Source organism: Pseudomonas sp. B21-036 (genome assembly GCF_024748925.1).
GTDB classification, from domain to species: Bacteria; Pseudomonadota; Gammaproteobacteria; order Pseudomonadales; family Pseudomonadaceae; genus Aquipseudomonas; species Aquipseudomonas palmensis.
This window is the reverse complement of record NZ_CP087178.1, coordinates 522931-547978: the sequence shown is the minus strand read 5'-3', so window position 1 is coordinate 547978 and position 25048 is coordinate 522931. Positions and strand designations below refer to the sequence as shown.

Below are 25048 nucleotides of genomic sequence, written 5' to 3'. Positions count from 1 at the left end.
AGGTTCACCGCTGCCCCTGTGGGAGCGGGCTCGACCCGCGATTGGGTCGTAATACGCACAAAAAAAACCCCGGCAAGCCGGGGTCTTCTTTAATGTTCGCCGTCAGTGCCCACCCAGATACGCGTTGCGCACCTCCTCGTTGACCAGCAGTTCCTGCCCGGTGCCGGTCATGCGGATCTGCCCGTTGACCATCACGTAGGCGCGGTCCGACAGCTTGAGCGCATGGTTGGCGTTCTGTTCCACCAGGAAGATGGTCATGCCGGTCTTGGCCAGCTCGCGCAAGGTCGAGAAGATCTGCTTGACCACGATCGGCGCCAGCCCCAGCGACGGTTCATCCAGCAACAGCAACTTGGGCCGGCTCATCAGCGCCCGGGCAATCGCCAGCATCTGCTGCTCGCCACCGGACATGGTCATCGCCCGCTGGTTGCGCCGTTCCTTGAGCCGCGGAAACAGCTCGAACATGCGCTGCATGTCCTCGCCGGCGAACTTGTCGCCAATCGGGATGGTGCCCATCATCAGGTTCTCTTCCACCGACATGTCCGGGAACACCCGGCGCCCCTCCGGCGACTGCGCAATGCCGTTGGAGGCGATGTAGTGGGACGACTTGTGGGTGATATCGGTGCCCCGGTAGAGGATCTGCCCCGACGCCGCGCGCGGCTGGCCGAAGATCGACATCAGCAGCGTGGACTTGCCCGCGCCGTTGGAGCCGATCAGGCTTACCGTCTCGCCTTCGTCGATGTGCATCGAGACCTTTTTCAGCGCCTGGATCGGGCCGTAGAACACGTCCAGGTCCTTCAGTTCGAGGATCGGTACGCTCATGCCAGCTCCTCTTCATCGGCGCCCAGGTAGGCCGCGATCACCGTCGGGTTGTTGCGGATCTCCTGCGGCGCGCCCTCGGCGATCACGTTGCCGTGGTCCAGCACCACGATATGGTCGGAAATGCTCATTACCATGCCCATGTCATGTTCGATCAGTACCACCGTCAGGTCATGCTCGTCGCGCAGCACGCGGATCATGCGGCTGAGCGCTTCGGTTTCCTGCGGGTTGAGGCCGGCGGCGGGTTCGTCCAGGCAGATGATCTGCGGGCGCGTGCACATGGCCCGGGCAATTTCCAGGCGGCGCTGCTGGCCATACGAGAGCTCGCCGGCCAGGCGGTTGGCGCAGTCCACCAGGTCGACCACCTCCAGCCAGTAGAAGGCATGGTCCAGGGCGTCGCTCTCGGCCTGACGGTAGGCCTTGGTGTTGAGCACCCCAGCCAGCAGGTTGCGGTTCACCCACATGTGCTGGGCCACCAGCAGGTTCTCCACCACCGACATTTCCTTGAACAGGCGAATGTTCTGGAAGGTACGCGCCAGCCCCGCCCGGTTGACCAGGTGGGTGCCGCCGAACATCTTGTAGTACAGGCGGCTGGCAAAGCTTCTGGGCGACACGAAGTCGGCCGCCTGGAAGCGTTCGCCCAGCAGCTGGATGACATTGGTGCGAGTGCCGCGCAGGTTCAGCTCGATCTTGCCGCCGCTGGCCTTGTAGAACCCGGTAAGGCAGTTGAACACGGTGGTCTTGCCCGCGCCGTTGGGGCCGATAAGCGCGAAGATGGCGTTGCGCCGGACCTTCAGGCTCACGTCGCTGAGCGCCTTGATGCCGCCGAACTGCATCATCAGGTTGTCGACCGAAAGAATCACTTCGTCGCTCATGGCGCCACTCCTTTACGCGGGACCACACCGGTGCGGCTGATGCGGATCAGCCCACGCGGTCGCCAGATCATCATCAACACCATCAGCACGCCGAACAGCAGCACGCGGTACTCGGAGAAGCTGCGCAGCAACTCCGGCGCCACGGTGAGCACGAAGGCGGCGATCACCACCCCGACCGTCGAGCCCATGCCGCCGAGCACCACGATGGCCAGGATCAGCGCCGACTCGAAGAAGGTGAACGAGGACGGGTTGACGAAGCCCTGGTAGCTGGCGAAGAACACCCCGGCCAGGCCTGCGGTGGACGCACCCAGGGTGAACGCCGAGAGCTTGACCAGCACATGGTTCAGGCCCATCGAGCGGCAGGCGATCTCGTCCTCGCGCAGCGCTTCCCAGGCGCGCCCCACCGGCATGCGGGTGAGCCGGTGCTTGATGTACAGCACCGCCAGCACCACCAGGAACAGCACGATGTAGATGAACAGGAATTTCACGTTGGGGTTGTAGTCGATGCCGAAGAACTCGTGGAACGGTACCCCGCCGTCCTTGGCCCGGCGCCCGAATTCCAGGCCCATGAAGGTCGGCGACGGTACCGGCATGCCGTTGGGCCCGCCGGTGAACGACAGCCAGTTGTTGAGCACCAGGCGGATGATCTCGCCAAAGCCCAGGGTCACGATGGCCAGGTAGTCCCCGTGCATCCTCAGCACCGGAAAGCCCAGTATGCAGCCGGCCAGTGCCGCGGCGATCGCCGCCAGCGGCAGCACCGTCCAGAAGCCCAGCCCCAGGTACTGGTAGCCCAGCGCCAGGCCATAGGCACCGATGGCGTAGAACGCCACGTAGCCCAGGTCGAGCAGCCCGGCCAGGCCCACCACGATGTTCAGCCCCAGGCCCAGCAGCACGTAGATCAGCCCGAGGATGACCACGGTAAGCAGGTACTTGTTGGCGAAGAACGGGAACACGATGGCAATCACGATCAGTGCCGGGATGATCCAGCGCAGGCGCGACTTGTAGTCCGGCGCCAGCACATGCACACCCGAGCCACTGCTCTCGAAGCCCTGCAGGATGGCCTGGCCCTTGCTGGTCTGCAGGAACAGGCTGAGCACGAAGCGTCCCAGCATCACCCCCGCCACCAGCCAGGCGACACGCGCGGGCTGCATGTTGAAGCTGTAGCCGTCGAGCACCACGCCGACGATGGGGCCGAACACGATCAGGGAAATCAGCCCGGCGAGAACCATATCGACCAGGCTGCGCTTGATATCGATGGAAGCGTTTTTGGCAGCAGACATACTTACACCTTGGCCACGAGTGGGCGACCCAGCAGGCCTTGGGGACGGAAGATCAGGATCAGTACCAGCAGCGAGAAGCTGAACACGTCCTTGTAGTCGGAGTTGATCAGCCCGGAGAACAGCGACTCGGAAATCCCCAGGATGATGCCCCCGAGCATCGCGCCCGGCAGCGAGCCGATACCGCCCAGCACCGCCGCGGTGAAGGCCTTGATGCCGATGATGAAGCCGGCATAGAAGTCGAAGGTGCCGTAGTTCATGGTGATCAGCACGCCGGCCAGCGCGGCCATCACCGCGCCGATGACGAACACGTAGGAGATCACCCGGTCGGTGTTGATGCCCAAAATCGAGGCCATCTTGCGGTCCTGCTGGGTGGCCCGGCACATGCGCCCCAGCTTGGTGAACTTGATGATGTAGGTGAGCGCGGCCATGCCGACGAAGGCTGCCACCAGGATGAAGATCTTGGTGTAGGTCAGTTGCACGAAGCCGGTGCCCACTTCAAGGCGCCAGGCGCCTTCGAGCAGGGTCGGCACGCCCTGTTGGCGGGCGCCCTGGCTGATCTGCGCGTAGTTCTGCAGGATCAGCGAAATGCCGATGGCACTGATCAGCGGTGCCAGCCGGGTGGAGTTGCGCAGGGGTTTGTAGGCGATGCGTTCGATGGTCCAGCCATACACGCCGGTGACCACCACCGTGAAGATCAGCGTCCCGAGCATCAGCAGGGGAAAGGACTCGATACCGAAATACGCCAGCAATGCCAGGCTGATAGCCGCCAGGTAGGCGGAAATCATGTACACCTCGCCGTGCGCGAAGTTGATCATGCCGATGATGCCATAGACCATTGTGTAGCCGATGGCGATCAGACCATAGACCGACCCCAGGGTCAGACCATTGATCAGTTGCTGCAGGAAAATACCATCCATAACGCAATCTCACGTATTTGAGATTGCACAAGCGCCGACCACGTTGCACCGCCGTTGAGGCGGTACAAGCGGCGCCGGGTTGTGCAGATCTACGAGAAAAGACAGGTACGGCAAAAACCGGGGCGCGCCCCGGGCAGCGAGTGCCCGGGGTGCCGGCCGTTGTTATTTTTGTTTTTCCAGTTGGTGATACTTGCCGTCCTTGTCCCACTGGTAGACCACGTAGTCGGACACGGTCAGGTCACCCTTGGCGTCCCACTTCTTCTCGCCCATCACGGTCTGCACCGGGTTGGCCTTGAGCCACTTGGCAGCGTCTTCACCCTTGTTCGACTTGGAACCGTTGAACGCGGCGGCCAGGGCCTGGATCGAGGCGTAGGCGTACAGGGTGTAGCCTTCGGGCTCGGTACCGGCCTTGCGGAACTCGTCCACCACCGCCTTGCTGTCGGGCAGCAGGCGCGGGTCGGCGCCAAAGGTCATGTACACGCCATCGACGTACTGCTTGCCGCCGGCGGTCGACACCAGTTCGTCGGTGACGATGCCGTCGTCGGACATGAACTTGACGTCCTTGAGCCCCTGCTCGCGCAACTGGCGTACCAGCGGGCCGGCTTCGGGGTGCAGGCCGCCGAAGTAGACCACGTCGGCACCGGTGGAGCGGATCTTGGTGACCACGGCGCTGAAGTCCTTCTCGCCACGGGTCAGGCCCTCGTACAGCACCGGGGTGACGCCGCGCTTGGTCAACTGCGCCTTGGTGGCGTCGGCCAGGCCCTGGCCATAGGTGTCCTTGTCGTGCAGCACGGCAACCTTCTTGCCCTTGAGCACATCGACGATGTAGTCGCCGGCCACGATGCCCTGCTGATCGTCGCGCCCGCACATGCGGAACATGGCGCTCAGGCCACGTTCGGTGACCTGCGGGTTGGTCGAGCCGGGGGTGATGGCGATGACCCCGGCCTCGTCGTACACCTCCGACGCCGGGATGGTGTTGGACGAGCAGAAGTGCCCGACCACGCCGATGACCTTGTCCTGGTCGACCAGGCGGTTGGCCACGGCCACCGCCTGCTTGGGCTCGCAGGCATCGTCGCCCTTGACCAGCACGATCTTCTCGCCGTTGATGCCGCCCGCGGCATTGATCTTGTCGGTGGCCGCCTGCGCACCTTTCATGTATTGCTCGCCAAACGCCGCGTTGGCACCGGTCATCGGGCCCGCTACACCGATCTTGACGTCGGCCTGTACATACGAAGACACGCCCATCGCCGTGGCAACGGCGAGGGCCAGAAAGCCTTTCTTGTAAAACGTCTGCGACATGAGGTGGTGCTCCTGAGTTTTTTTGGTTGGCACTACAACGTTCAGCAATTGCGATGAGCAAGGGCCGTGCCATTGGATTTTTATTCTGTAAAAACTCGCGATCAGGTTCGGCAGGCGCCGCTTTCGCGCCTTTTCCACGGGCCGTGCAACCTCCTGCCCTGCACCTGGCGCCACCCACGAACCACTTGAAGCGCAACCCTTGAGTGCCATCATTGCAACCCTGACCTGTGTTTACGTGCAACCAGCCTGTAACAAGATACGTAACCGAACTGCACATCCTTGGTGCGCATCTGCTACAGCGGGCACCATAAGAGGCTAGCTGGCCAATGCGAAAACCGCCGCTACCCATAGCCTGCTACCGAATTACCCCGTCGGCGCCGGCCTCAGCGGCAAAAAGACTGGCACAATGGGCTGCATTGGCGGCCCCGGATGGGCGCACGCCCGACCTGGAGTCCTTTATGAGCGAAAGTGCCTTCGCCAACCGCATCGTGCAGAGCCTGCTCGATACCGATTTCTACAAGCTGACGATGATGCAGGCGGTGCTGCACAACTACCCCAACGTGGATGTGGAGTGGGAGTTCCGCTGCCGAAACGGCGAAGACCTGCGCCCCTATCTGGCGCAGATCCGCGCACAGATCGAGCGCCTCAGCGAGCTGAGCATCAGTGCCGAGCAGTTGGGCTTCCTGGAGCAGATCAGCTTCATGAAGCCGGACTTCCTGCGCTTTCTGGGGCTGTTTCGCTTCAACCTGCGCTACCTGCACCTGGCCATCGAGCACGATGAACTGGTATTGCGCCTGCACGGTCCGTGGCTGCACGTGATCCTGTTCGAGGTGCCGCTGCTGGCGATCATCAGCGAGGTGCGCAACCAGCACCGTTATCCACAGATCAAGCTGGTGGATGCACGCGACCAGCTGTACCGCAAGTTCGACTGGCTGCGCGCCAACGCCAGCAGCGAGGAGCTGGCCGAACTGCAGGTGGCCGACTTCGGCACCCGCCGACGCTTCTCCTACAAGGTCCAGGAACAGGTGGTGAAGGTGCTGACGGCGGAGTTCCCGGCGCGCTTCGTGGGCACCAGCAACGTGCACCTGGCACGCAAACTGGATATCAAACCGCTGGGCACCATGGCCCACGAGTGGATCATGGCCCACCAGCAGCTCGGCCCGCGGCTGATCGACAGCCAGATAGCCGCCCTGGACTGCTGGGTGCGCGAGTACCGCGGGCTGTTGGGAATAGCACTGACCGACTGCATCACCATGGATGCATTCCTCGGCGACTTCGACCTGTACTTCGCCAAGCTCTTCGACGGCCTGCGCCATGACTCCGGCGATCCGGTGCAATGGGCAGAGAAGGCCATCGCGCATTACCGCAAGCTGGGGATCGACCCGATGACCAAGACGCTGGTGTTCTCGGACGGGCTGAACCTGACCAAGACCCTGGAGATATTCCGCGCCTTGCGCGGGCGCATCAATGTCAGCTTCGGCATCGGCACCAACCTCACCTGTGACATTCCCGGGGTGGCGCCGATGAGCATCGTACTTAAAATGACCGACTGCAACGGCCAGCCGGTGGCGAAGATTTCCGATGAAGCGGCCAAGACCCAATGCCGCGACGCCAACTTCGTCGCCTACCTGCGCCACGTATTCAAAGTGCCCAAGGAGTAACCCATGCAAGCCGTCCAGCGAGAGATTGCGCAGCAGCTCAAGGTTCAGCCGCCGTTCGCCGACGCGGCCGCGCTCGAGGCCGAGAAGGTCCGGCGCGTGGCCTTCATCCAGCAATGCCTGAAGAACGCCGGGCTCAAGACCCTGGTGCTGGGCATCAGCGGTGGTGTCGACTCGCTGACCGGCGCCCTGCTCGCCCAGCGCGCGATCAACGAGCTGCGCGAACAGACGGGCGATGTGCATTACCGCTTCATCGCCGTACGCCTGCCGTACCAGGTGCAGCATGACGAGCATGACGCCCAGGCGTGCATCGATTTCATCCAGCCCGACGAATGCCATACGGTGAACATCGCGCCGGCGGTGCAGGCGCTGGCGGCCGAGGTCGAGGCGCTCAGGGACGGCAAGCCGGCGCTGGTGGATTTCGTGGTGGGCAACACCAAGGCGCGCATGCGCATGGTGGCGCAGTACACCATTGCCGGGGCACGTGGCGGGCTGGTGATCGGCACGGATCACGCGGCCGAGGCGGTGATGGGGTTCTTTACCAAGTTCGGTGACGGGGCCTGCGACCTGGCGCCGTTGAGCGGGCTGGTGAAACATCAGGTGCGCGACATCGCACGCAGCTTTGGCGCGCCGGAATCACTGGTGGAGAAGGTGCCGACCGCCGACTTGGAAGACCTGGCGCCGGGCAAGCCGGACGAGGCATCGCATGGGGTGACCTATGCGCAGATCGATGCGTTTCTGCACGGCGAGGCAGTGAGCGAGGAAGCGTTCGAGATCATCAGGCGCACGTACGAGAAGACGCATCACAAGCGCGAGATGCCATTCGCCCCTTGAAACGACTTCGCCGGCAAGGCCGGCTCCTACGGGTATCCACGAAACCCGGTAGGAGCCGGCCTTGCCGGCGAAGAGGCCAGACCAGGCAAGGTTACTTCAGGGTAACAGTGCCTTTCATCATCGAGATGTGGCCAGGGAACGAGCAGAAGAAGCCGTACTTCTCGTCAGCCTTGAGCTTGGAAACATCGAAGGTCACCGAGTCCTTCTCACCAGCACCGATCACCTTGGTGTGGGCGATCACGCGGTCATCACCTTCCTTCAGGTAATCCTTGTCGATACCGGCGCTCAGGCCGTCGGTGGCGATTGGCTGCATGTCAGCTTCTTTGCTGATCACCAGGTTGTGGCCCATGACGTTCTTCGGCAGGTTGCCCGAGTGGGTCAATTCGACGGTGAAAGTCTTGCAGCTCTTGTCGATCTCAATGGCCTTGGTGTTGAAGGACATCTGGTCGGTGGAATCGACCGTGACCTTGCAATCGGCAGCGAAGACCTGGGCACTGGCGAGGGTCAGCAGGGATACCGCAACAGCTTTGGCAAACATCGTGAATCTCCTTGGCAGGGGTTTTTTATCCGTTTCTATACTGCCCCAGAGCGTCCCCCACCGGCCTGATATGAGTCAAGGGGCAGGTTAGGCGCGCTGGTAGTAAATTTTCGCTATGGATTGTATACACAAAATCCGCGGGACCATCATGCGCCATTCAGGGACGATGAGACAACCTCTCAATTAGGAGTACAGGACATGTCCCTTGGTAGTCTGATGCGCAGCCTGCTGGCTGCCTATGCCTGCGGTGCCACTGGCAGCAACGTCGAATTCGCGCGGCCGGAGTAATGGGCCGTCACGCCGGGCCTTCATCCAGCGGCAACACCGTCACCTGCACCTGCGGGTCATGGCTGCCCCCGCCCAGAATCACCCCACGCAGCGGTGACACATCGGAAAAATCCCGGCCCCAGGCCAGGGTGATGTGCTCCAGCGCCGGCAGCAGGTTGTTGGTGGGGTCGAAATCCACCCAGCCGTTGGCCGGGCAGTACACCGACACCCACGCATGCGAGGCATCGGCCCCGATCAGCCGGGCCTGCCCGGGCGGCGGGCGCGTCAGCAGGTAGCCGCTGACATAGCGCGCCGCCAGCCCGCGCGAGCGCAGGCACGCGAGCATCAGGTGGGCGAAGTCCTGGCACACGCCGCGGCGACGCTGCAGCACCTCAACCAGCGGGGTGGCCACCTGGGTGGCACCGGCATCGAAGGTGAACTGGCTGAAAATCTGCTGCATCAGGGCCTGCACGCACAGCAGCAACGGCTGGCCCGGGGCGAAACACGGCTCGGCAAACGCGACGAAACGCTGCTTCAGCCGCACATACGGCGATTCGAAACGAAAGCGGCACGCCTCCAGCGTGGCCGCAGTCAGCGCCTGCCCCGAATACGCCAGCGCCTGGCACACCTGTTCCCACGGCGGCGAGGCAGCCAACACCGGCGCGGCGCGCGACAGCACGTTCACCTGCACCCGCGTCACCACGCGCAGTTGATCATGCTGGCGCTCCAGCGCCAGCCGGGTCAGCGGGTTGCCGAAGCCGTCGAGCTCGTCGCGCCGCCGGGTCGGCAGCGGGTCGACCTGCAATTGCCGGTCTTCGCACTGCTGCCAGGCACAGGCCCGTGGCCACAGATGCACCAGTTGCTGGGCCAGGGACACCGGGCTGTCATAGCGGTAATGGGTGTCGTGCAGTACCTGGTAGCGCGCGCTCATCAGGCCGACACCGTCTGCTGGCTGATGTCATCGACATGCACGAAGTGGCGCAGCGCCAGTCGCTCGGAGGCCTGCAGGCTGGCCTTGGCGATCTCGCCCAGCAACTCGGCCAGGCCATCGAGCACCGCGCGCACGCTGGCCTTGCCGAACAGCGCGTGCTCCAGGCTGCCCAGGTCGAAGTGGTACAGGCGCTCGGCCAGCAGGGCCAGGGTCGGGTCTGGCGGGCTGCCGAACTCATCGCTGGATCGCTCCAGGGCACGCACCAGCAGCTTGAGCTGGAACAGCACCGCATGGGGGTTCTGCTGGTCGAGCAGGAGCAGGTCCAGCACCGGGATCAACTGCGCCACCGCCAGGTAGCGCGAGCGGTAGGTGATGCTGCTGTTGCCCAGTTCAAGCAGCCATTCCAAACCCGCCTGGTCGAAGGCGCCGGGGCCGCGCAGAAAACTGGCCAGGCTCAGGCTCAAGCCCTGCAGGCGCTCGATGCGCCGCCCGATCATCAGAAAGCGCCAGCCTTCATCGCGGGTCATGTCGTCCAGGGCAAAGCCGGACAGCGCCGCCAGCGACATCACCAGGCGGTTGAGAAAATCCAGCAGCTCGCCGAAGTCCGCCGTCTGCCCACCCAGCGCCTGGGCTTCGTGCTGCAACTCCACCAGCGCCTGCCAGTTCTCCCGCGAGAGCTTGCCGCGCACCTGGGCGGCGGTCCACTGCAGGCGCTGCAGGTTGGCGCGCAGGCTGAACGCCCAGTCGGCATCGAGCAAGGCGGCGCGCAGGCGTTCGGCCAGGGTGCCCTCGGGGGGCAGCAGCTCAAGCTCTTCGGCCAGGGCCACCGCCGCCTGCCAGGTGGATGGATGTTCGCCATCCAGGTAGCGGCTGAGCAGGATGCGCAGCAGGCGCGCGCTGGTGTCGCAGCGCTCGCAATAGCGGCCGAACCAGAACAGGTTTTCCACGACCCGCGACGGCAGGTACGGGTCCTGGCGGATCAGATCGGCCACGCCAAGGGTGCGGCTGGCCTGCCACTGTTCGCCGACCGGGGCCGCCTCGCCGAGTACCCAGGTGTCCTTGCTGGCCCCGCCGCGCTGCATCGACACCACCTCGGCATCGGCCAGGGCGGCCACCCGGGTCAAGCCGCCGGGCAGCACCCGGTAGCCATCGGCGGTGGCCACCGCATACACCCGCATGCCGATCGGCCGCGCCTGCAGCGTGCCCTGCCATACCGGCGCCTGGGACAACTGCGCCAGTTCCTGTGCCACGTAGGCATACGGGCGTGCACGGATGCGCCCGGCCAAGGCATCGCGCGCCGCGTCGTCCAGGTCGCGCCCGAACAGCGCAGCGAAACTCTGCGAGGGGAACGCCGGCTTGATCAGCAGCTCCGGCAGCCTGGCCAGGGCCTGCTCCAGCGCAGGCGGCTCGCCGCACCACCAGGTGGCGATCGACGGCAGGCTCAGGGCCTCGCCGAACAGGTGCTGGTTGATGGCCGGCAGAAAGCCGAGCAGGCCGGGAGATTCTAGCACCCCGCTGCCCAGCGCATTGGCCACCAGCACGCGGCCCTGGCGTACCGCGTCGAGCAGGCCGGGCACGCCGAGGGCCGAGTCGGTACGCAGTTCCAGCGGGTCGCAGAAATCGTCGTCCAGGCGGCGCATGATCGCGTGCACCCGGCGCAGCCCGCCCAGGGTCTTGAGGTAAACCGTGGCATCGCGCACGGTCAGGTCGCTGCCTTCGACCAGCGGGTAACCCAGCTGGCGGGCGAGGAACAGGTGCTCGAAATAGCTTTCGTTGAAGCGCCCCGGGGTCAGCAGCACCACCAGTGGCGGTTCCTGACCGCTGGGTGCCAGGCGCAGCAGGCTCTGTTGCAGGTTGCGAAAGAAGCCGGCCAGGTGCTGCACGTGCAGGTCGCGGTACAGGTCCGGCAGGGTGCGCGTGACCAGCGTGCGGTTCTCCAGCGCGAAGCCGGCCCCGGAGGGCGCCTGGGTGCGGTCGGCGGTGACCCACCAGCGCCCATCGGGGCCGCGGGCAAGGTCGGCAGCGTACACATGCAGGAAGGTCGAGCCGGGCGGCGTGATGCCCTGGCACGGCCAGAGAAAATTGTTGTGGCCGAACACCAGCTCGGACGGCAGCAGGCCTTCGCCGATCAGGCGCTGCGGGCCATAGATGTCGGCCAGTACCGCGTTGAGCAGGTGCGCGCGCTGGGCGATGCCCGCCGCCAGCGCCTGCCACTCCTGCGCGGGGATCAGCTGCGGCAGCAGGTCCAGCTCCCACGGGCGATCGGTGCCGTCGGGGTCGGCGTAGATGTTGTAGGTGACGCCGTTTTCCTGCAGATGGCGCGCCAGTTGGGCCTGGCGCTGGGCCAGCTGGGTGGGGCCGCTGCGTTGCAGGTGCTGGTGCAGGCGCTGCCAATGCGGGCGCACGCTGCCATCCGCCGCGAACATCTCGTGGTAGGAGGCAGGGCTTGGTGAGGCCAGCGGGTCAGCCATGGGCGTGCTCGGTGACGGCAGGTGATGCAGGGTAGCGTGTGGCGGGGATGGGGAGAAGGATGGATGTGGCCTTGCGGGCCTCATCGCGGGTCAAGCCCGCTCCCACAGGATAGTCAGTGGCCTATGGATCTGCACTGTACCTGTGGGAGCGGGCTTGACCCGCGATGGCCGCGACGCGTATCAGCGTGGCAACACCGGCTCGCGGGTCTTCTTGCCCTTGCCCTTGCCACCCTTGGCGGCGTCCTTGCGTGCCTTGGCCGCTTCCTGGTTACGCGCAAAGGCGGCCGCCTTGGCCTGCTCGCGCTTGTCCCACGGCTTGGCACCGTCGCTGGCACGCGGCGGCAAGCCGGTGTGCTGGGTCAGGATCTTGGTTTCCTTGGCCACCTTGTGGCTGCCCGCCGGCGTCGAGTTCTTGCGCCGCGCACTCTGGTAGCTGTCGGTCGCCGGCTGGTGCAGCGGGATCAACTGGTGCTTGGCCGGCCCGATCAGGTCGGCACGCCCCATGCGCTGCAGGGCTTCGCGCAGCATCGGCCAGCCCTTGGGGTCGTGGTAACGCAGGAACGCCTTGTGCAGGCGGCGCTGCTCCTCGCTCTTGACGATGGTCACCGCGTCGCTCTTGTAGGTGACCTTGCGCAGCGGGTTCTTGCCCGAGTGGTACATGGCAGTGGCCGAGGCCATCGGCGACGGGTAGAACGCCTGCACCTGGTCGGCGCGAAAGCCATTGCCCTTGAGCCACAGGGCCAGGTTCATCATGTCTTCGTCGGTAGTGCCCGGGTGCGCCGCGATGAAGTACGGGATCAGGTACTGCTCCTTGCCCGCCTCCTTGGAGTACTTCTCGAACATGCGCTTGAAGCGATCGTAGCTGCCGATACCAGGCTTCATCATCTGGTTCAGCGGGCCTTCCTCGGTATGCTCCGGGGCAATCTTGAGGTAGCCGCCCACGTGGTGGGTGACCAGCTCCTTGACGTACTCCGGCGACTCGACTGCCAGGTCGTAGCGCAGGCCCGAGGCGATCAGGATCTTCTTCACCCCCGGCAGGTCACGCGCACTGCGGTACAGCTGGATCAGCGCCGAGTGGTCGGTGTTCAGGTTGGGGCAGATGCCGGGGAACACGCACGACGGCTTGCGGCACGCAGATTCGATTTCCGGGCTCTTGCAGGCAATGCGGTACATGTTGGCGGTCGGCCCGCCCAGGTCGGAGATGACCCCGGTAAAGCCCGGCACCTTGTCGCGGATTTCTTCGATCTCGCGAATGATCGAGTCGTGGGAACGGTTCTGGATGATGCGGCCTTCGTGCTCGGTGATCGAGCAGAAGGTGCAGCCACCGAAGCAGCCACGCATGATGTTCACCGAGAAGCGGATCATGTCGTAGGCCGGGATCTTCTCCTTGCCATACGCCGGGTGCGGGACGCGCGCATAGGGCATGCCGAACACGTAGTCCATCTCTTCGGTGGTCATCGGGATGGGCGGCGGGTTGAACCACACGTCCACCTCGCCGTGCTTCTGCACCAGCGCACGGGCGTTGCCCGGGTTGGTTTCCAGGTGCAGCACGCGGTTGGCGTGGGCGTACAGCACCGCATCGCTGCGCACCTTCTCGTAGGACGGCAGGCGGATCACGGTCTTGTCGCGGGTCATGCGCGGGCTGGCCAGAATCTGCACCACCTTGGCTTCCTGCGGGTCTTCGACCGGGCCCTTCTCCTGCTCGATGGCGCAGGCCTGGGTGTCCTGGGTGTTCACGTACGGGTTGATGATCTTGTCGACCTTGCCCGGCCGGTCGATACGCGTGGAGTCCACTTCGTACCAGCCCTGCGGGGTGTCGCGGCGCACGAAGGCGGTGCCGCGGATGTCGGTGATGTCTTCGATCTTGTGGCCGTAGGACAGGCGCTGGGCGACTTCGACGATCGCGCGTTCGGCGTTGCCGTACAGCAGGATGTCGGCGCAGGCGTCGATCAGGATCGAGTGCCGCACCTTGTCCTGCCAGTAGTCGTAGTGCGCGATGCGGCGCAGCGAGGCCTCGATGCCACCCAGCACGATCGGCACGTGCTTGTAGGCTTCCTTGCAGCGCTGGCTGTAGACCAGGCTGGCACGGTCGGGTCGCTTGCCGGCCAGGCCGCCCGGGGTGTAGGCGTCGTCCGAGCGGATCTTCTTGTCGGCAGTGTAGCGGTTGATCATCGAGTCCATGTTGCCGGCCGCGACACCGAAGAACAGGTTCGGCTCGCCCAGCTTCATGAAGTCGTCTTTGCTCTGCCAGTTCGGCTGGGCAATGATGCCCACCCGGAAGCCCTGGGCTTCGAGCAGCCGGCCGATGATGGCCATGCCGAACGACGGGTGGTCGACGTAGGCGTCACCGGTCACGATGATGATGTCGCAGGAATCCCAGCCGAGCTGATCCATCTCCTCCCTGCTCATCGGCAGGAATGGCGCTGGCCCGAAGCATTCGGCCCAGTACTTGGGATAGTCGAAAAGTGGTTTGGCTGCTTGCATGTCAGTGACCGGTTCTTGGTATCAGGGAAATCGCGGGCGCGGAATATAGCACAAATTTTGACCAATTCCGACGTCAGAAGTCGGAATTGGCCATCGGCACCTTATTCGTCGTCGTCGAAGTTGTAGCTGCCCGGTGCCAGGTTCTCGAAGCGCGTGTACTTGCCGATGAACGCCAGGCGCACGAAGCCGATGGGGCCGTTACGCTGCTTGCCGATGATGATCTCGGCGATGCCCTTGTGCTCGGTCTCGGGGTGGTACACCTCGTCGCGGTACACGAACATGATCACGTCGGCGTCCTGCTCGATCGCACCCGATTCACGCAAGTCGGAGTTCACCGGGCGCTTGTTGGGGCGCTGCTCGAGGGAGCGGTTGAGCTGCGACAGGGCGATGACCGGGCAGTTGAATTCCTTGGCCAGGGCCTTGAGCGAGCGCGAGATCTCGGAAATCTCGTTGGTACGGTTGTCGCCGCTGGAGCCCGGGATCTGCATCAGTTGCAGGTAGTCGATCATGATCATGGCGATCTCGCCATGCTCACGCACCAGGCGCCGGGTACGTGCGCGCATTTCCGACGGGCTGATGCCGGCGGTGTCGTCGATGAACAGCTTGCGGTCATTGAGCAGGTTGACCGCCGAAGTCAGGCGCGGCCAGTCGTCGTCGTCCAGCTGGCCGGAACGCACCTTGGTCTGGTCGATGCGCCCCAGCGAGGAGAGCATACGCATGATCAGCGATTCGCCTGGCATCTCCAGGGAGTACACCAGCACCGCCTTGTCACTGCGCAACACGGCGTTCTCCACCAGGTTCATGGCGAAGGTGGTCTTGCCCATCGACGGACGGCCGGCCACGATGATCAGGTCGGCCGGTTGCAGGCCGCTGGTCTTCTCGTCCAGGTCGGTGTAGCCGGTGGAAATACCGGTGATGGCGCTGTCGGAGTTGAACAGCGTGTCGATGCGGTCGATGGCCTTGGTCAGCAGTTCGTTGACCCCTACCGGGCCACCGGTCTTGGGCCGTGCTTCGGCGATCTGGAAGATCTGCCGTTCGGCCTCGTCGAGAATCTCGGCGGCGTTGCGGCCCTGGGGGTTGAACGCGCTGTCGGCGATCTCGCTGCTGATGCTGATCAGCTGGCGCAGTGTGGCGCGCTCGCGAATGATCTGCGCATAGGCCTTGATGTTGGCCACCGACGGGGTGTTCTTGGCCAGCTCGCCCAGGTAACCCAGGCCACCGACCTGGGAGCTCAGGCCTTCCTTGTCGAGCTGCTCGTGCAGCGTCACCACGTCGAACGGGGTGTTGAGGTCGGCGAGCTTGTAGATGGCGCGGAAGATCAGGCGATGGTCATGCCGGTAGAAGTCGCCGTCGGAGACTTGATCGAGCACGCGCTCCCAGGCGTTGTTGTCCAGCATCAGGCCACCGAGTACGGCCTGTTCGGCCTCGATGGAATGCGGCGGCACCTTCAGGGCAGCGGTTTGCAGATCATATTGCTCGGGGGCGGTTATCTCGTTCATGGCCACTTGGGAATCAGGGTGTTGAAAAAGACAAAGGGCACGACCTGCAATGCAGGATCGTGCCCGATGTTAACCGGCTGGCACCCAGGGTGCCAGTCGATTGGTCCAGCTTAGGCTGCGACGACAACCACGCGAACGGTGGCTTCTACGTCGCTGTGCAGGTGCACGGCTACGTCGAATTCGCCAACGTTGCGGATGGTGCCGTTCGGCAGACGCACTTCAGACTTGGCCACTTCAACGCCGGAGGCGGTCAGGGCGTCAGCGATGTCGTGGGTGCCGATCGAACCGAACAGCTTGCCTTCGTCACCGGCGGTGGCAGTGATGGTCACTTCCAGCTCGGCCAGTTGGGCAGCGCGGGTTTCAGCCGAAGCTTTCTTGTCAGCAGCCAGTTTTTCCAGCTCGGCGCGACGCTCTTCGAACGCAGCCAGGTTGGCAGCGGTCGCAGCGGTAGCCTTGCCGAATGGCAGCAGGAAGTTACGACCGTAACCGGCCTTAACATTTACCTTGTCGCCCAGGTTGCCCAGGTTGGCGACTTTTTCCAGCAGGATCAGTTCCATTAGGTATAAACCTCTTAACTTTTAACCTTCACCGTTCGCGTCACCGGCATCTTTCGATGCAGAACGACCGCGAAAATCAATCAGGCTGTCGACAATGGCCAGAACCACGAGCAACGGATAAATCAGCTGCATGAACAGCACCAGCGTCACGTACATCCCCACCAGCCAGAACCTGGCCAGGCGCTTCTGCGCGACCAGCCCGTGAATCAGGGCCAGCCCGGCGAACACCAGCGGTACGCTGCACAACGGTGTCAACATCGCCAGTTCGCTGCCGAAATTCGGCGCTATCAGCATGCACACCAGCAGCAACAGCGCCGGTACCAGCGGGAGCCGTATGGCGCGAAACTCGCTGCCAAAGCCTCCCGGGTTGTACAACGCGGCTTGCCAGTAGCGACCCAACATCAGGGCCAGCAGACTGACTGCCTGCAGCAATGCCGCAATCAGGCCGGTAAGCACCGGTGCGATCACGCTCCCCAGTCGGGCCCGCTCTTCTACCGTCAACTGCTGGTAGAGACCGTCGAGCATCTGCGGCAGGGCTTTTTCAAGCACCTGCGCCAGCGCTTCGATCGGTTCGCGGAACACCGAACCCAGGATGACGCCATACACCAGGCCCCAGGCGATGCTGAACAACAGCACCCGGCTCCAGGACTGTCCGGCGCGTAGCAACGCAGCCAGACCGAAGGTTCCCAGCAACACCATCAAGGTGCGCGGTTCACCGAAGAACCACCAGACCAGCGCGGGCAGCAATGCCCAGGCGAGGATCCCGGAGGCGTCCTTGAAACCGCGCCGCAGGAACACCAGGCTCCCGGCGGCGGCACTCAACCAGAACAACAGCGGCAATGCCGCACAACCGACCACTACCAGAGTGGCCTGCACGCGACCGCGCATGATGAAATCAGCTAACGCTCGCATGCACTTTATCCCTTGCTACCTGTCGACGACCCGGTCTCAGCGGCCGTGGCTGTCGGTGTAGGCCAGCAGGGCCAGGAAGCGGGCGCGCTTGATAGCGGTAGCCAGCTGACGCTGATAACGAGCTTTGGTACCGGTGATACGGCTTGGAACGATCTTGCCGGTTTCGGATACATAAGCTTTCAGGGTGTTGAGATCTTTGTAATCGATCTCTTTCACTTCTTCAGCAGTGAAGCGGCAGAATTTACGACGACGGAAGAAACGTGCCATGTAATAGGCTCCTCAAAAGGTCCGTGGATTACTCGTCAGCGTTATCGCTGTTGTCGCTGTTGTCGCTGTCATCGCCTTCGGCGTTGTCAGCGTGCTCAGGACGGTCGCGACGCTCACGGCGCTCACTGCGGTTTTCTTCAGCCTTGAGCATCTCGGACTGGCCGGTAACGGCTTCGTCGCGACGGATGACCAGGTTACGGATCACGGCATCGTTGTAGCGGAAGTTGTCTTCCAGCTCGGCCAGGGCCTTGCCGGTGCACTCAACGTTCAGCATCACGTAGTGAGCCTTGTGAACATTGTTGATTGCATAGGCCAGTTGACGACGGCCCCAGTCTTCCAGACGGTGGATCTTGCCGCCGTCTTCTTCGATCAGCTTGGTATAACGCTCAACCATGCCGCCGACTTGCTCGCTCTGGTCAGGGTGGACCAGAAAGATGATTTCGTAATGACGCATGAATGCTCCTTACGGGTTGTAGTCTGCCACCAGGGTGGTCAGACAAGGAGTGAATGACACTGTTTGTCTTGCCTTGTGCGGTGGGCGCATGCGCGCCTGCCAGCGGGGCAAGGGGCGCAATTGTAGAGAAGCGCCGGGGCGCACGCAAGGCAATTGGTGATTATTTGAACAGCCTTGAAAGCATCGCGGGCCAGGCCCGCCCCCACACAGGCCACCGAAAGCCCTGTGGGAGCGGGCTTGACCCGCGAAAGTGGCAACGCCTTATCAGGCCTTGCGCTTGGCCTGACGCTGACGCACCGCCTCGAACAGGCACACGCCCGTGGCCACCGACACGTTCAGGCTGCTGACGCTGCCGGCCATCGGCAGCTTCACCAGAAAATCGCAGTGCTCGCGGGTCAGGCGGCGCATGCCCTTGCCCTCGGCGCCCATGATCAGGATGGTCGGGCCGGTCAGGTCCTGCTGATACAGTTCCTGTTCGGCCTCCCCCGCCGTGCCCACCACCCACAGGCCGCGCTGCTGGAGTTTCTCCAGGGTACGCGCCAGGTTGGTCACGGCCACCAGCGGAATCACCTCGGCAGCGCCACACGCCACCTTGCGTACCGCCGGGGTCAGGGTCGCCGACTTGTCCTTGGGCACCACCACCGCCAGCGCACCGGCCGCATCGGCGGTGCGCAGGCAGGCGCCCAGGTTGTGCGGGTCGGTCACACCGTCCAGCACCAGAATCAGCGGCGCGCCTTCGGTGCGGTCCAGCAGCTCTTCGAGCATCGCCTCGCCCCACACTTGGCTCGGGCTGACCTCGGCGACCACGCCCTGGTGCACGCCCTCGACCCAGGCGTCCATCTCGCGGCGTTCAGCCTGGCCGACCGTCACTCGGTTCTGTGCGGCCAGCTCCAGCAGGGCCTGCACCCGCGGCTCGCTGCGGCTGTCGGCCAGCCAGATCTGCTTGACCCGCTTGGGGTGGTGGCGCAACAGGGCCTCCACCGCATGCACACCGTAGATCTTTTCCAGCTGACTCATGACTTGCCCTTGGGTTTACGTGAAGCGGAACCGGCTTTTGGCGGCCCCTTGCGGTGCTTGCTCGGTTTCTCCGAAGACGTCTTCGAGCCCTTGGCCGCAGGCTTGCCCACGGCGTTCTTGGCATCGGACAGCAACGCCTTCTTCATTTCCCGGCTCTTGCGCACTTCGGCGTTCTTGGCTGCGGCATCGGCCGGGAAATAGGCTTCGGAGGTTTCGTTCTTGCGGCTGCGGCGCGGCGGCTCGGCCGGTGCCGCTTCGACCTTGGCGGCCTTGGCCGGCGCGCTGTAGGGCTTGGCGGCACCATTGGACTTGGCCGGGGCAGCGCCCGTCTTGCCCTTGGCGGCAGGCTCGGCACCACGCTGCTTGCGACCGATCGGCGCATTCAGGGTGTTTTCGGCCATCTCGAAATCGATCTTGCGCTGTTCGAGGTCCACGCGCATCACGCGCACTTCGACCGTGTCGCCCAGGCGGAAGCTGCGACCGGTGCGCTCGCCCGCCAGGCGGTGGTGTACCGGGTCGAAGTGGTAGTAGTCACCCGGCAAGGCACTGACGTGCACCATGCCTTCGACGTAGATGTCGGTCAGTTCGATGAACAGGCCGAAACCGGTCACCGCGGTGATCACACCCGGGAAGCTTTCGCCCACGCGATCCTTCATGTACTCGCACTTGAGCCAGTTGGTCACGTCGCGGGTGGCTTCGTCGGCGCGTCGCTCGCTCATCGAGCACTGCTCGCCCAGCTGCTCCAGGGCCGCCTCGTCGTACGGGTAGATGCGCGCCTTGGGAATGCTCATCGCGCCGGCCCGCTTGACGTGCGGGGTTTCCTGGCGCGAACGGATCACGCTGCGGATGGCACGGTGGGTCAGCAGGTCGGGGTAACGCCGGATCGGCGAGGTGAAGTGGGTGTACGCCTCGTAGTTCAGGCCGAAGTGGCCGTTGTTGTCGGCGCTGTACACCGCCTGGCTCAGCGAGCGCAGCATCACGGTCTGGATCAGGTGGAAGTCCGGGCGACCGGCGATCTGCGACAGCAGCGCCTGGTAGTCCTTGGGCGACGGACCATCCTTGCCCTTGTGCAGCGAAAGCCCCAGCTCGCCGAGGAAGGCGCGCAGTTTTTCCAGGCGCTCCGGCGGCGGACCGTCGTGCACGCGGTACAACGCAGGGATCTCGTGCTTCTTGAGGAACTCGGCCGTCGCCACGTTGGCCGCGAGCATGCATTCTTCGATCAACTTGTGCGCATCGTTGCGCACGGTCGGGCGAATTTCCGCGATCTTGCGCTCGGCACCGAAGATGATGCGGGTTTCCTGGGTTTCGAAGTCGATCGCGCCACGGGTGTGACGGGCCGCCAGCAACACCTTGTACAGCGCATACAGCTGCTTGAGGTCCGGCACCACGTGGCTGTACTGCTCGCGCAGCGCCTTGCCTTCACGGGTACGGGCATGTTCGAGCATGCTGCTGACCTTGTTGTAGGTCAGGCGCGCGTGGGAGTGGATGACCGCTTCGTAGAACTGGTAATCGACCATCTGGCCGGACTTGTTGATGGTCATTTCACAGACCATCGCCAGCCGGTCGACGTTCGGGTTCAGCGAGCACAGGCCGTTGGAAAGTTCCTCGGGCAGCATCGGGATCACCCGCTCGGGGAAGTACACCGAGTTGCCGCGCACCTGGGCTTCGTTGTCCAGGGCAGAGCCCAGGCGCACGTAGCTGGACACGTCGGCAATCGCCACGAACAGGCGCCAGCCACCGGAGAACAGGCGCAACTTGCCCAGGCTTTCGCAGTACACGGCATCGTCGAAGTCCCGTGCGTCTTCGCCGTCGATGGTGACGAACGGCAGGTGACGCAGGTCGATGCGGTGTTCCTTGTCCTTCTCTTCGACTTCAGGCTTGAGCTTGCGCGCTTCCTTGATGACCGCCTCGGGCCATACATGGGGAATGTCGTAGCTGCGCAGCGCCACGTCGATTTCCATGCCCGGCGCCATGTAGTTGCCGATCACTTCGACGATATCGCCCTGCGGCTGGAAGCGCTGGGTCGGCCAGTGGGTGATCTTCACCTCGACGAACTGGCCGACCTTGGCGCCGGCATTGCGGCCCGGGGTCACCAGCACTTCCTGCTGGACCTTGGGGTTGTCGGGGGTCACGAAGCCCACCCCGCCTTCCTCGAAGTAGCGCCCCACGATGCTTTCATGGGCACGGGAGATCACTTCGACCACCACGCCTTCACGCCGGCCGCGCCGGTCAAGCCCGGACACGCGCGCCAGCGCTCGGTCGCCATCGAACACCAGGCGCATCTGCGCCGGGCTCAGGAACAGGTCGTCGCTGCCATCGTCGGGGACGAGAAAACCGAAACCGTCGCGGTGGCCCGAGATGCGACCCAGGATCAGGTCCAGCTTGTCTACCGGGGCATAGGTGCCGCGCCGGGTGTAGATCAGCTGGCCGTCGCGCTCCATGGCGCGCAGGCGGCGACGCAAGGCCTCGATCTGGTCCTCGGTCTGCAGGCCGAACTCTTCCACCAGTTGCTCGCGGGCGGCGGGAGAGCCGCGCTCGTCAAGGCGCTGGAGGATCAGCTCACGGCTAGGAATGGGGTTTTCGTATTTTTCCGCTTCACGAGCGGCCTCGGGATCGAGGGTCTGCCAATCGGCCATTAGTAGGGGTTCACCTTGTCTATATAGGGTTAGTTTGGCATAGCCGTATTGAAACCGGAAATCCGAGGCTTTGACAGCCCCGTCAGGGCCCTTGAGTGATGCCAAAACAGCCCAAGGAACAACGACTTGAAATTTTTGAGATTTTTTCTGAACGGGGCTTTACAGCCTTCGAGGGCATCCGTATAGTGCGCACCACAACGACGGACAGCGTCGTTATAGTTGAGAAGCGGCGCGATGTGAAGCATCATGAAGCCTCAACGATATGCCCAGATGGTGAAATTGGTAGACACGCCAGCTTCAGGTGCTGGTGACCTTACGGTCGTGGAAGTTCGAGTCTTCTTCTGGGCACCAATTTTCAAGTTTCAGATTAGCTTGCCTGTCTGGAATTTACGCAACACACGCTACACCGTTTCATGTTTCAATGCTTCAACTTTGCCCAGATGGTGAAATTGGTAGACACGCCAGCTTCAGGTGCTGGTGACCTTACGGTCGTGGAAGTTCGAGTCTTCTTCTGGGCACCATGTTCTAGAGAAACCCGCGAAAGCGGGTTTTTTTATGCCTGCGATTCGAGCTCACCCCACTGCCCCCCCATTCGGACGCTGCGTTGCCACCCCGCCCTGCCCAACAAATCAAGTGAGTTAACCGATAGTCAGCTCATGAATTTTTCCTCATGGGCGTACTTGAGAAACTATATCGTTTATCATTGTTTCAAGATTTGTAGCCCGCAAGCGAGGAACCACCCGCATGACGATCCGCATCAACCCGATTTTGCGCGGCCTGGCCGTTTCCGTGTTCAGCCTGGTGCTCGCAGCACCCGCCGCCATGGCCGCCGACCCTGTGACGCTGACCCTGTACAACGGCCAGCACAAGGAAATCGGCGAAGCCATCGCCAAGGCCTACGAGGCCAAGACCGGCATTCACATCAATATCCGCAAGGGCAGCAGCAACCAGCTGGCCAGCCAGATCGAGGAAGAAGGCGCACGCTCCCCGGCCGACGTCATCTATACCGAAGAATCGCCGCCGCTGAACAACCTGGGCGAGAAAGGCCTGCTGGCCAAGATCGACGATTCGACCCTGCAAGTGCTGCCCAAGGAATACGTGGCCAGCAACGGCACCTGGATGGGCGTGACCGCTCGCACCCGCGTGGTGGCCTTCAACCCCAAGGTGATCGACGAAAAAGACCTGCCCCAATCGGTGATGGACTTCGCCGACCCCGAGTGGGACGGCAAGGTCGGCTTCGTGCCCACCAGCGGCGCGTTCCAGGAACAGGCCGTGGCCATCCTCAAGCTGCACGGGCGTGAAGCGGCCGAAGAATGGCTGACCGGCCTCAAGGCCTTCGGCAAGACCTACACCAACAACATGGTTGCCCTCAAGGCCGTGGAAAACGGCGAAGTGGCTGCCGTACTGGTGAACAACTACTACTGGTACGCCCTCAAGAAAGAGCGCGGCCAACTGGACTCCAAGCTCTACTACCTGGCCGACGGCGACGTCGGTGGCCTGGTAACCATCTCCAGCGCCGCGGCGGTCAAGGCCAGCAAGCACCCCAAGGAAGCCCAGGCCCTGCTCGCCTGGATGGCCAGCGAAGAAGGCCAGCGCGTGATCACCCAGACCACCGCCGAGTATCCGCTGCACAAGGGCATGGTCTCGGACCAGGGCCTGAAGCCGTTCGAAGACCTGCGCCCGCCGAAGATCACCCCGGCCGACCTGGGCAATGCCGAGGAAGCCCTGGAACTTGAGCGCGAGGTCGGCCTGCTCTGATGGAAGCCGTGCTGCCTGCGCCGTCTGTGGCGCGTTATGTTCCGCGCCGCAAGCGCCCCTCGATCTGGGTGGTGCTGCCGGTGCTGCTGCTGGTGGGCCTGAGCCTGCTGCCGTTGCTGTACGTGGGCCTCAAGGCCTGGCAGGCCGGCTGGCGCGAGGCGTTGTACCTGCTGTGGCGGCCCTTCGTCTGGGGCCTGATGAAGAACACCCTGCTGCTGATGGCCGGGGTGACCGTGGCCTGCGCCGTGGTCGGCCTGGCCCTGGCCTGGCTGCTGGAGCGCAGCGACCTGCGCGGGCGGCGTTTGTGGGGCGTGATCCTGTGCCTGCCGTTTGCCGTGCCGGCGTTCGTCAGCGGCTTCACCTGGGTCTCGCTGAGCCCGCGCTTCGAGGGGCTGGGCGGGGCGATCCTGGTGATGGCGCTGTCCAAGTATCCACTGGTGTTCCTGCCGGTGGCCGCGACCCTGCGCAACCTCGACACCTCGCTTGAAGAATCGGCCCGCACCCTGGGCTACAACCGCTGGGGTGTGTTCCGCCGGGTCACCCTGCCGCTGCTGTGGCCATCGATCCTGGGCGGCAGCCTGCTGATTGCCTTGCACATGCTGGTGGAATTCGGCGCGCTGTCGATCCTGGGCCTGCAGACCTTCACCACCGCGATCTACCAGCAGTTCGAGCTGGAGTTCAGCAACGCCAATGCGGCGATGCTCTCGGCGGTGCTGCTGTTCATGTGCCTGTTGCTGCTGTGGTTCGAGCTGCGGGTACGCGGCAAGGCGCGGCACGTGCGCATCGGCCAGGGCGTGGCACGCCGCGCCAAGCCGATCCGCCTGGGTGGCTGGAGCATACTGGGGCAGTTGAGCTGCCTGCTGCTGGCAGTGCTGGGCAGCGGCATCCCGCTGGGCATGCTGGGCTACTGGCTGAGCGTGGGATCGTCGGCGGCCTTCCCGGTGGCCGACATCAGCCGGGCGCTGTTCTCGTCGCTGTCGCTGGCACTGGGCGGCGCGGGGGTGAGCCTGCTGCTGGCGTTACCGGTGAGCTTTCTGGTGGTACGCTACAAGGGCCGCCTGGCGATCTGGGCCGAGCGCCTGCCCTACTTGCTGCACGCGCTGCCGGGGCTGGTGATTGCGCTGACCCTGGTGTATTTCGCCCTGCACTATGTGCCGGCGCTGTACCAGACCACCGGCCTGCTGTTGCTGGCCTATGCGCTGCTGTTCTTGCCGCTGGCGCAGGCGCCGGTGCGTACCGCGCTGACCAAGGCCGCACCACAGCTGGAAGAGGCGGCGCGCACCCTGGGCGCGACGCCGTTCAAGGCGTTCTGCAAGGTGACCCTGCCGATCATCTTCCCGGCCCTGGCGGCAGCGTTTGCGCTGGTGTTCCTGGATGCGATGAAGGAGCTGACCGCCACCCTGCTGCTCAGCCCCACCGGCATGACCACGCTGGCGACCGAAGTGTGGGCGCATACCGCCAACGTCGAATTCGCGGCGGCGGCGCCCTACGCGGCGCTGTTGATTGTGGTGTCGGGGTTGCCGGTGTACCTGCTGACGACGCGGATGTACCTGAACCGCGCCTGAAAGGCATCGCGGG

General features: G+C 63.9%; 20 protein-coding genes and 2 tRNA genes. 6 read left to right on the top strand and 16 right to left on the bottom strand.

Going from position 1 to position 25048, the window contains the following annotated elements; translation table 11 throughout:
* Positions 1-102: 102 nt before the first annotated feature.
* From LOY33_RS02475 to LOY33_RS02455, 5 genes are all read right to left on the bottom strand, one after another.
* Positions 103-819, bottom strand: coding sequence for an ABC transporter ATP-binding protein (locus LOY33_RS02475; protein ID WP_043863511.1), 717 nt, complete (start codon positions 817-819; stop codon positions 103-105).
* Positions 816-1691, bottom strand: coding sequence for an ATP-binding cassette domain-containing protein (locus LOY33_RS02470; RefSeq protein WP_054916169.1), 876 nt, complete (start codon positions 1689-1691; stop codon positions 816-818). The genes LOY33_RS02475 and LOY33_RS02470 overlap by 4 nt, the downstream gene beginning before the upstream one ends.
* Positions 1688-2971: a high-affinity branched-chain amino acid ABC transporter permease LivM gene (gene livM / locus LOY33_RS02465; protein ID WP_043863512.1), complete on the bottom strand. Its 1284-nt coding sequence runs from the start codon at positions 2969-2971 to the stop codon at positions 1688-1690. The genes LOY33_RS02470 and livM overlap by 4 nt, the downstream gene beginning before the upstream one ends.
* 2 nt (positions 2972-2973) lie before the next feature.
* The gene (locus LOY33_RS02460; protein ID WP_043863513.1) at positions 2974-3888 is read right to left on the bottom strand and encodes an ABC transporter permease subunit; all 915 of its coding nucleotides are present in this window, start codon (positions 3886-3888) and stop codon (positions 2974-2976) included.
* 162 nt (positions 3889-4050) lie between these two features.
* A complete protein-coding gene (locus tag LOY33_RS02455) occupies positions 4051-5187 on the bottom strand; it encodes a branched-chain amino acid ABC transporter substrate-binding protein (RefSeq protein WP_043863514.1) in 1137 nt (378 codons plus the stop codon).
* Between the two features lie 458 nt (positions 5188-5645).
* On the opposite strand from LOY33_RS02455, the gene pncB reads away from it, so the two are divergent.
* Entirely contained in the window at positions 5646-6848 is a 1203-nt protein-coding gene (gene pncB / locus LOY33_RS02450) for a nicotinate phosphoribosyltransferase (RefSeq protein ID WP_043863515.1), read from the top strand.
* 3 nt (positions 6849-6851) lie between these two features.
* Positions 6852-7679: an ammonia-dependent NAD(+) synthetase gene (gene nadE / locus LOY33_RS02445; RefSeq protein WP_258661110.1), complete on the top strand. Its 828-nt coding sequence runs from the start codon at positions 6852-6854 to the stop codon at positions 7677-7679.
* Between the two features lie 91 nt (positions 7680-7770).
* Here the strand turns inward: nadE and azu are convergent, their stop codons facing one another.
* The 11 genes from azu to rnr form a co-directional block, all read right to left on the bottom strand.
* Positions 7771-8217: an azurin gene (gene azu / locus LOY33_RS02440; RefSeq protein WP_043863517.1), complete on the bottom strand. Its 447-nt coding sequence runs from the start codon at positions 8215-8217 to the stop codon at positions 7771-7773.
* Between the two features lie 295 nt (positions 8218-8512).
* The gene (locus LOY33_RS02435; RefSeq protein WP_258661085.1) at positions 8513-9415 is read right to left on the bottom strand and encodes a transglutaminase family protein; all 903 of its coding nucleotides are present in this window, start codon (positions 9413-9415) and stop codon (positions 8513-8515) included.
* Entirely contained in the window at positions 9415-11886 is a 2472-nt protein-coding gene (locus LOY33_RS02430; protein WP_058541586.1) for a circularly permuted type 2 ATP-grasp protein, read from the bottom strand. The genes LOY33_RS02435 and LOY33_RS02430 overlap by 1 nt, the downstream gene beginning before the upstream one ends.
* 180 nt (positions 11887-12066) lie before the next feature.
* Complete coding sequence (locus tag LOY33_RS02425) at positions 12067-14370, bottom strand: YgiQ family radical SAM protein (protein WP_043863520.1); 2304 nt, start codon at positions 14368-14370, stop codon at positions 12067-12069.
* A gap of 101 nt (positions 14371-14471) precedes the next feature.
* The gene (gene dnaB / locus LOY33_RS02420) at positions 14472-15869 is read right to left on the bottom strand and encodes a replicative DNA helicase (RefSeq protein ID WP_043863521.1); all 1398 of its coding nucleotides are present in this window, start codon (positions 15867-15869) and stop codon (positions 14472-14474) included.
* Between the two features lie 110 nt (positions 15870-15979).
* On the bottom strand, positions 15980-16426 hold the full coding sequence (gene rplI, locus LOY33_RS02415) for a 50S ribosomal protein L9 (protein ID WP_043863522.1): 447 nt from the start codon (positions 16424-16426) through the stop codon (positions 15980-15982).
* Between the two features lie 21 nt (positions 16427-16447).
* Complete coding sequence (locus LOY33_RS02410) at positions 16448-17338, bottom strand: hypothetical protein (RefSeq protein WP_043863523.1); 891 nt, start codon at positions 17336-17338, stop codon at positions 16448-16450.
* Between the two features lie 36 nt (positions 17339-17374).
* On the bottom strand, positions 17375-17605 hold the full coding sequence (rpsR, locus tag LOY33_RS02405; protein WP_003171373.1) for a 30S ribosomal protein S18: 231 nt from the start codon (positions 17603-17605) through the stop codon (positions 17375-17377).
* 28 nt (positions 17606-17633) lie between these two features.
* Positions 17634-18059 carry a 30S ribosomal protein S6 gene (gene rpsF, locus LOY33_RS02400; RefSeq protein ID WP_043863524.1) on the bottom strand — a complete coding sequence of 142 codons (426 nt, stop codon included), beginning with the start codon at positions 18057-18059 and terminating at the stop codon, positions 17634-17636.
* Between the two features lie 264 nt (positions 18060-18323).
* On the bottom strand, positions 18324-19076 hold the full coding sequence (rlmB, locus tag LOY33_RS02395; RefSeq protein WP_043863525.1) for a 23S rRNA (guanosine(2251)-2'-O)-methyltransferase RlmB: 753 nt from the start codon (positions 19074-19076) through the stop codon (positions 18324-18326).
* Positions 19073-21712, bottom strand: coding sequence for a ribonuclease R (rnr, locus tag LOY33_RS02390; RefSeq protein WP_058541588.1), 2640 nt, complete (start codon positions 21710-21712; stop codon positions 19073-19075). The genes rlmB and rnr overlap by 4 nt, the downstream gene beginning before the upstream one ends.
* Positions 21713-21976: 264 nt before the next feature.
* Between rnr and LOY33_RS02385 the strand changes: the two genes are divergently transcribed.
* The 4 genes from LOY33_RS02385 (at position 21977) to LOY33_RS02370 (ending at position 25035) form a co-directional block, all read left to right on the top strand.
* Positions 21977-22063: transfer RNA gene (locus LOY33_RS02385), tRNA-Leu, on the top strand.
* Positions 22064-22146: 83 nt separating this feature from the next.
* Positions 22147-22233: transfer RNA gene (locus LOY33_RS02380), tRNA-Leu, on the top strand.
* 223 nt (positions 22234-22456) lie between these two features.
* Positions 22457-23470: an extracellular solute-binding protein gene (locus LOY33_RS02375; RefSeq protein WP_043863527.1), complete on the top strand. Its 1014-nt coding sequence runs from the start codon at positions 22457-22459 to the stop codon at positions 23468-23470.
* The gene (locus tag LOY33_RS02370; RefSeq protein WP_088514718.1) at positions 23470-25035 is read left to right on the top strand and encodes an iron ABC transporter permease; all 1566 of its coding nucleotides are present in this window, start codon (positions 23470-23472) and stop codon (positions 25033-25035) included. The genes LOY33_RS02375 and LOY33_RS02370 overlap by 1 nt, the downstream gene beginning before the upstream one ends.
* The last annotated feature ends 13 nt before the right edge of the window (positions 25036-25048 follow it).

Coding starts and splice junctions, on each gene's coding strand:
- LOY33_RS02475 (WP_043863511.1), bottom strand. CDS start 819: ATGAGCGTACCGATCCTCGAACTGAAGGACCTGGACGTGTTCTACGGC.
- LOY33_RS02470 (WP_054916169.1), bottom strand. CDS start 1,691: ATGAGCGACGAAGTGATTCTTTCGGTCGACAACCTGATGATGCAGTTC.
- livM (WP_043863512.1), bottom strand. CDS start 2,971: ATGTCTGCTGCCAAAAACGCTTCCATCGATATCAAGCGCAGCCTGGTC.
- LOY33_RS02460 (WP_043863513.1), bottom strand. CDS start 3,888: ATGGATGGTATTTTCCTGCAGCAACTGATCAATGGTCTGACCCTGGGG.
- LOY33_RS02455 (WP_043863514.1), bottom strand. CDS start 5,187: ATGTCGCAGACGTTTTACAAGAAAGGCTTTCTGGCCCTCGCCGTTGCC.
- pncB (WP_043863515.1), top strand. CDS start 5,646: ATGAGCGAAAGTGCCTTCGCCAACCGCATCGTGCAGAGCCTGCTCGAT.
- nadE (WP_258661110.1), top strand. CDS start 6,852: ATGCAAGCCGTCCAGCGAGAGATTGCGCAGCAGCTCAAGGTTCAGCCG.
- azu (WP_043863517.1), bottom strand. CDS start 8,217: ATGTTTGCCAAAGCTGTTGCGGTATCCCTGCTGACCCTCGCCAGTGCC.
- LOY33_RS02435 (WP_258661085.1), bottom strand. CDS start 9,415: ATGAGCGCGCGCTACCAGGTACTGCACGACACCCATTACCGCTATGAC.
- LOY33_RS02430 (WP_058541586.1), bottom strand. CDS start 11,886: ATGGCTGACCCGCTGGCCTCACCAAGCCCTGCCTCCTACCACGAGATG.
- LOY33_RS02425 (WP_043863520.1), bottom strand. CDS start 14,370: ATGCAAGCAGCCAAACCACTTTTCGACTATCCCAAGTACTGGGCCGAA.
- dnaB (WP_043863521.1), bottom strand. CDS start 15,869: ATGAACGAGATAACCGCCCCCGAGCAATATGATCTGCAAACCGCTGCC.
- rplI (WP_043863522.1), bottom strand. CDS start 16,426: ATGGAACTGATCCTGCTGGAAAAAGTCGCCAACCTGGGCAACCTGGGC.
- LOY33_RS02410 (WP_043863523.1), bottom strand. CDS start 17,338: ATGCGAGCGTTAGCTGATTTCATCATGCGCGGTCGCGTGCAGGCCACT.
- rpsR (WP_003171373.1), bottom strand. CDS start 17,605: ATGGCACGTTTCTTCCGTCGTCGTAAATTCTGCCGCTTCACTGCTGAA.
- rpsF (WP_043863524.1), bottom strand. CDS start 18,059: ATGCGTCATTACGAAATCATCTTTCTGGTCCACCCTGACCAGAGCGAG.
- rlmB (WP_043863525.1), bottom strand. CDS start 19,076: ATGAGTCAGCTGGAAAAGATCTACGGTGTGCATGCGGTGGAGGCCCTG.
- rnr (WP_058541588.1), bottom strand. CDS start 21,712: ATGGCCGATTGGCAGACCCTCGATCCCGAGGCCGCTCGTGAAGCGGAA.
- LOY33_RS02375 (WP_043863527.1), top strand. CDS start 22,457: ATGACGATCCGCATCAACCCGATTTTGCGCGGCCTGGCCGTTTCCGTG.
- LOY33_RS02370 (WP_088514718.1), top strand. CDS start 23,470: ATGGAAGCCGTGCTGCCTGCGCCGTCTGTGGCGCGTTATGTTCCGCGC.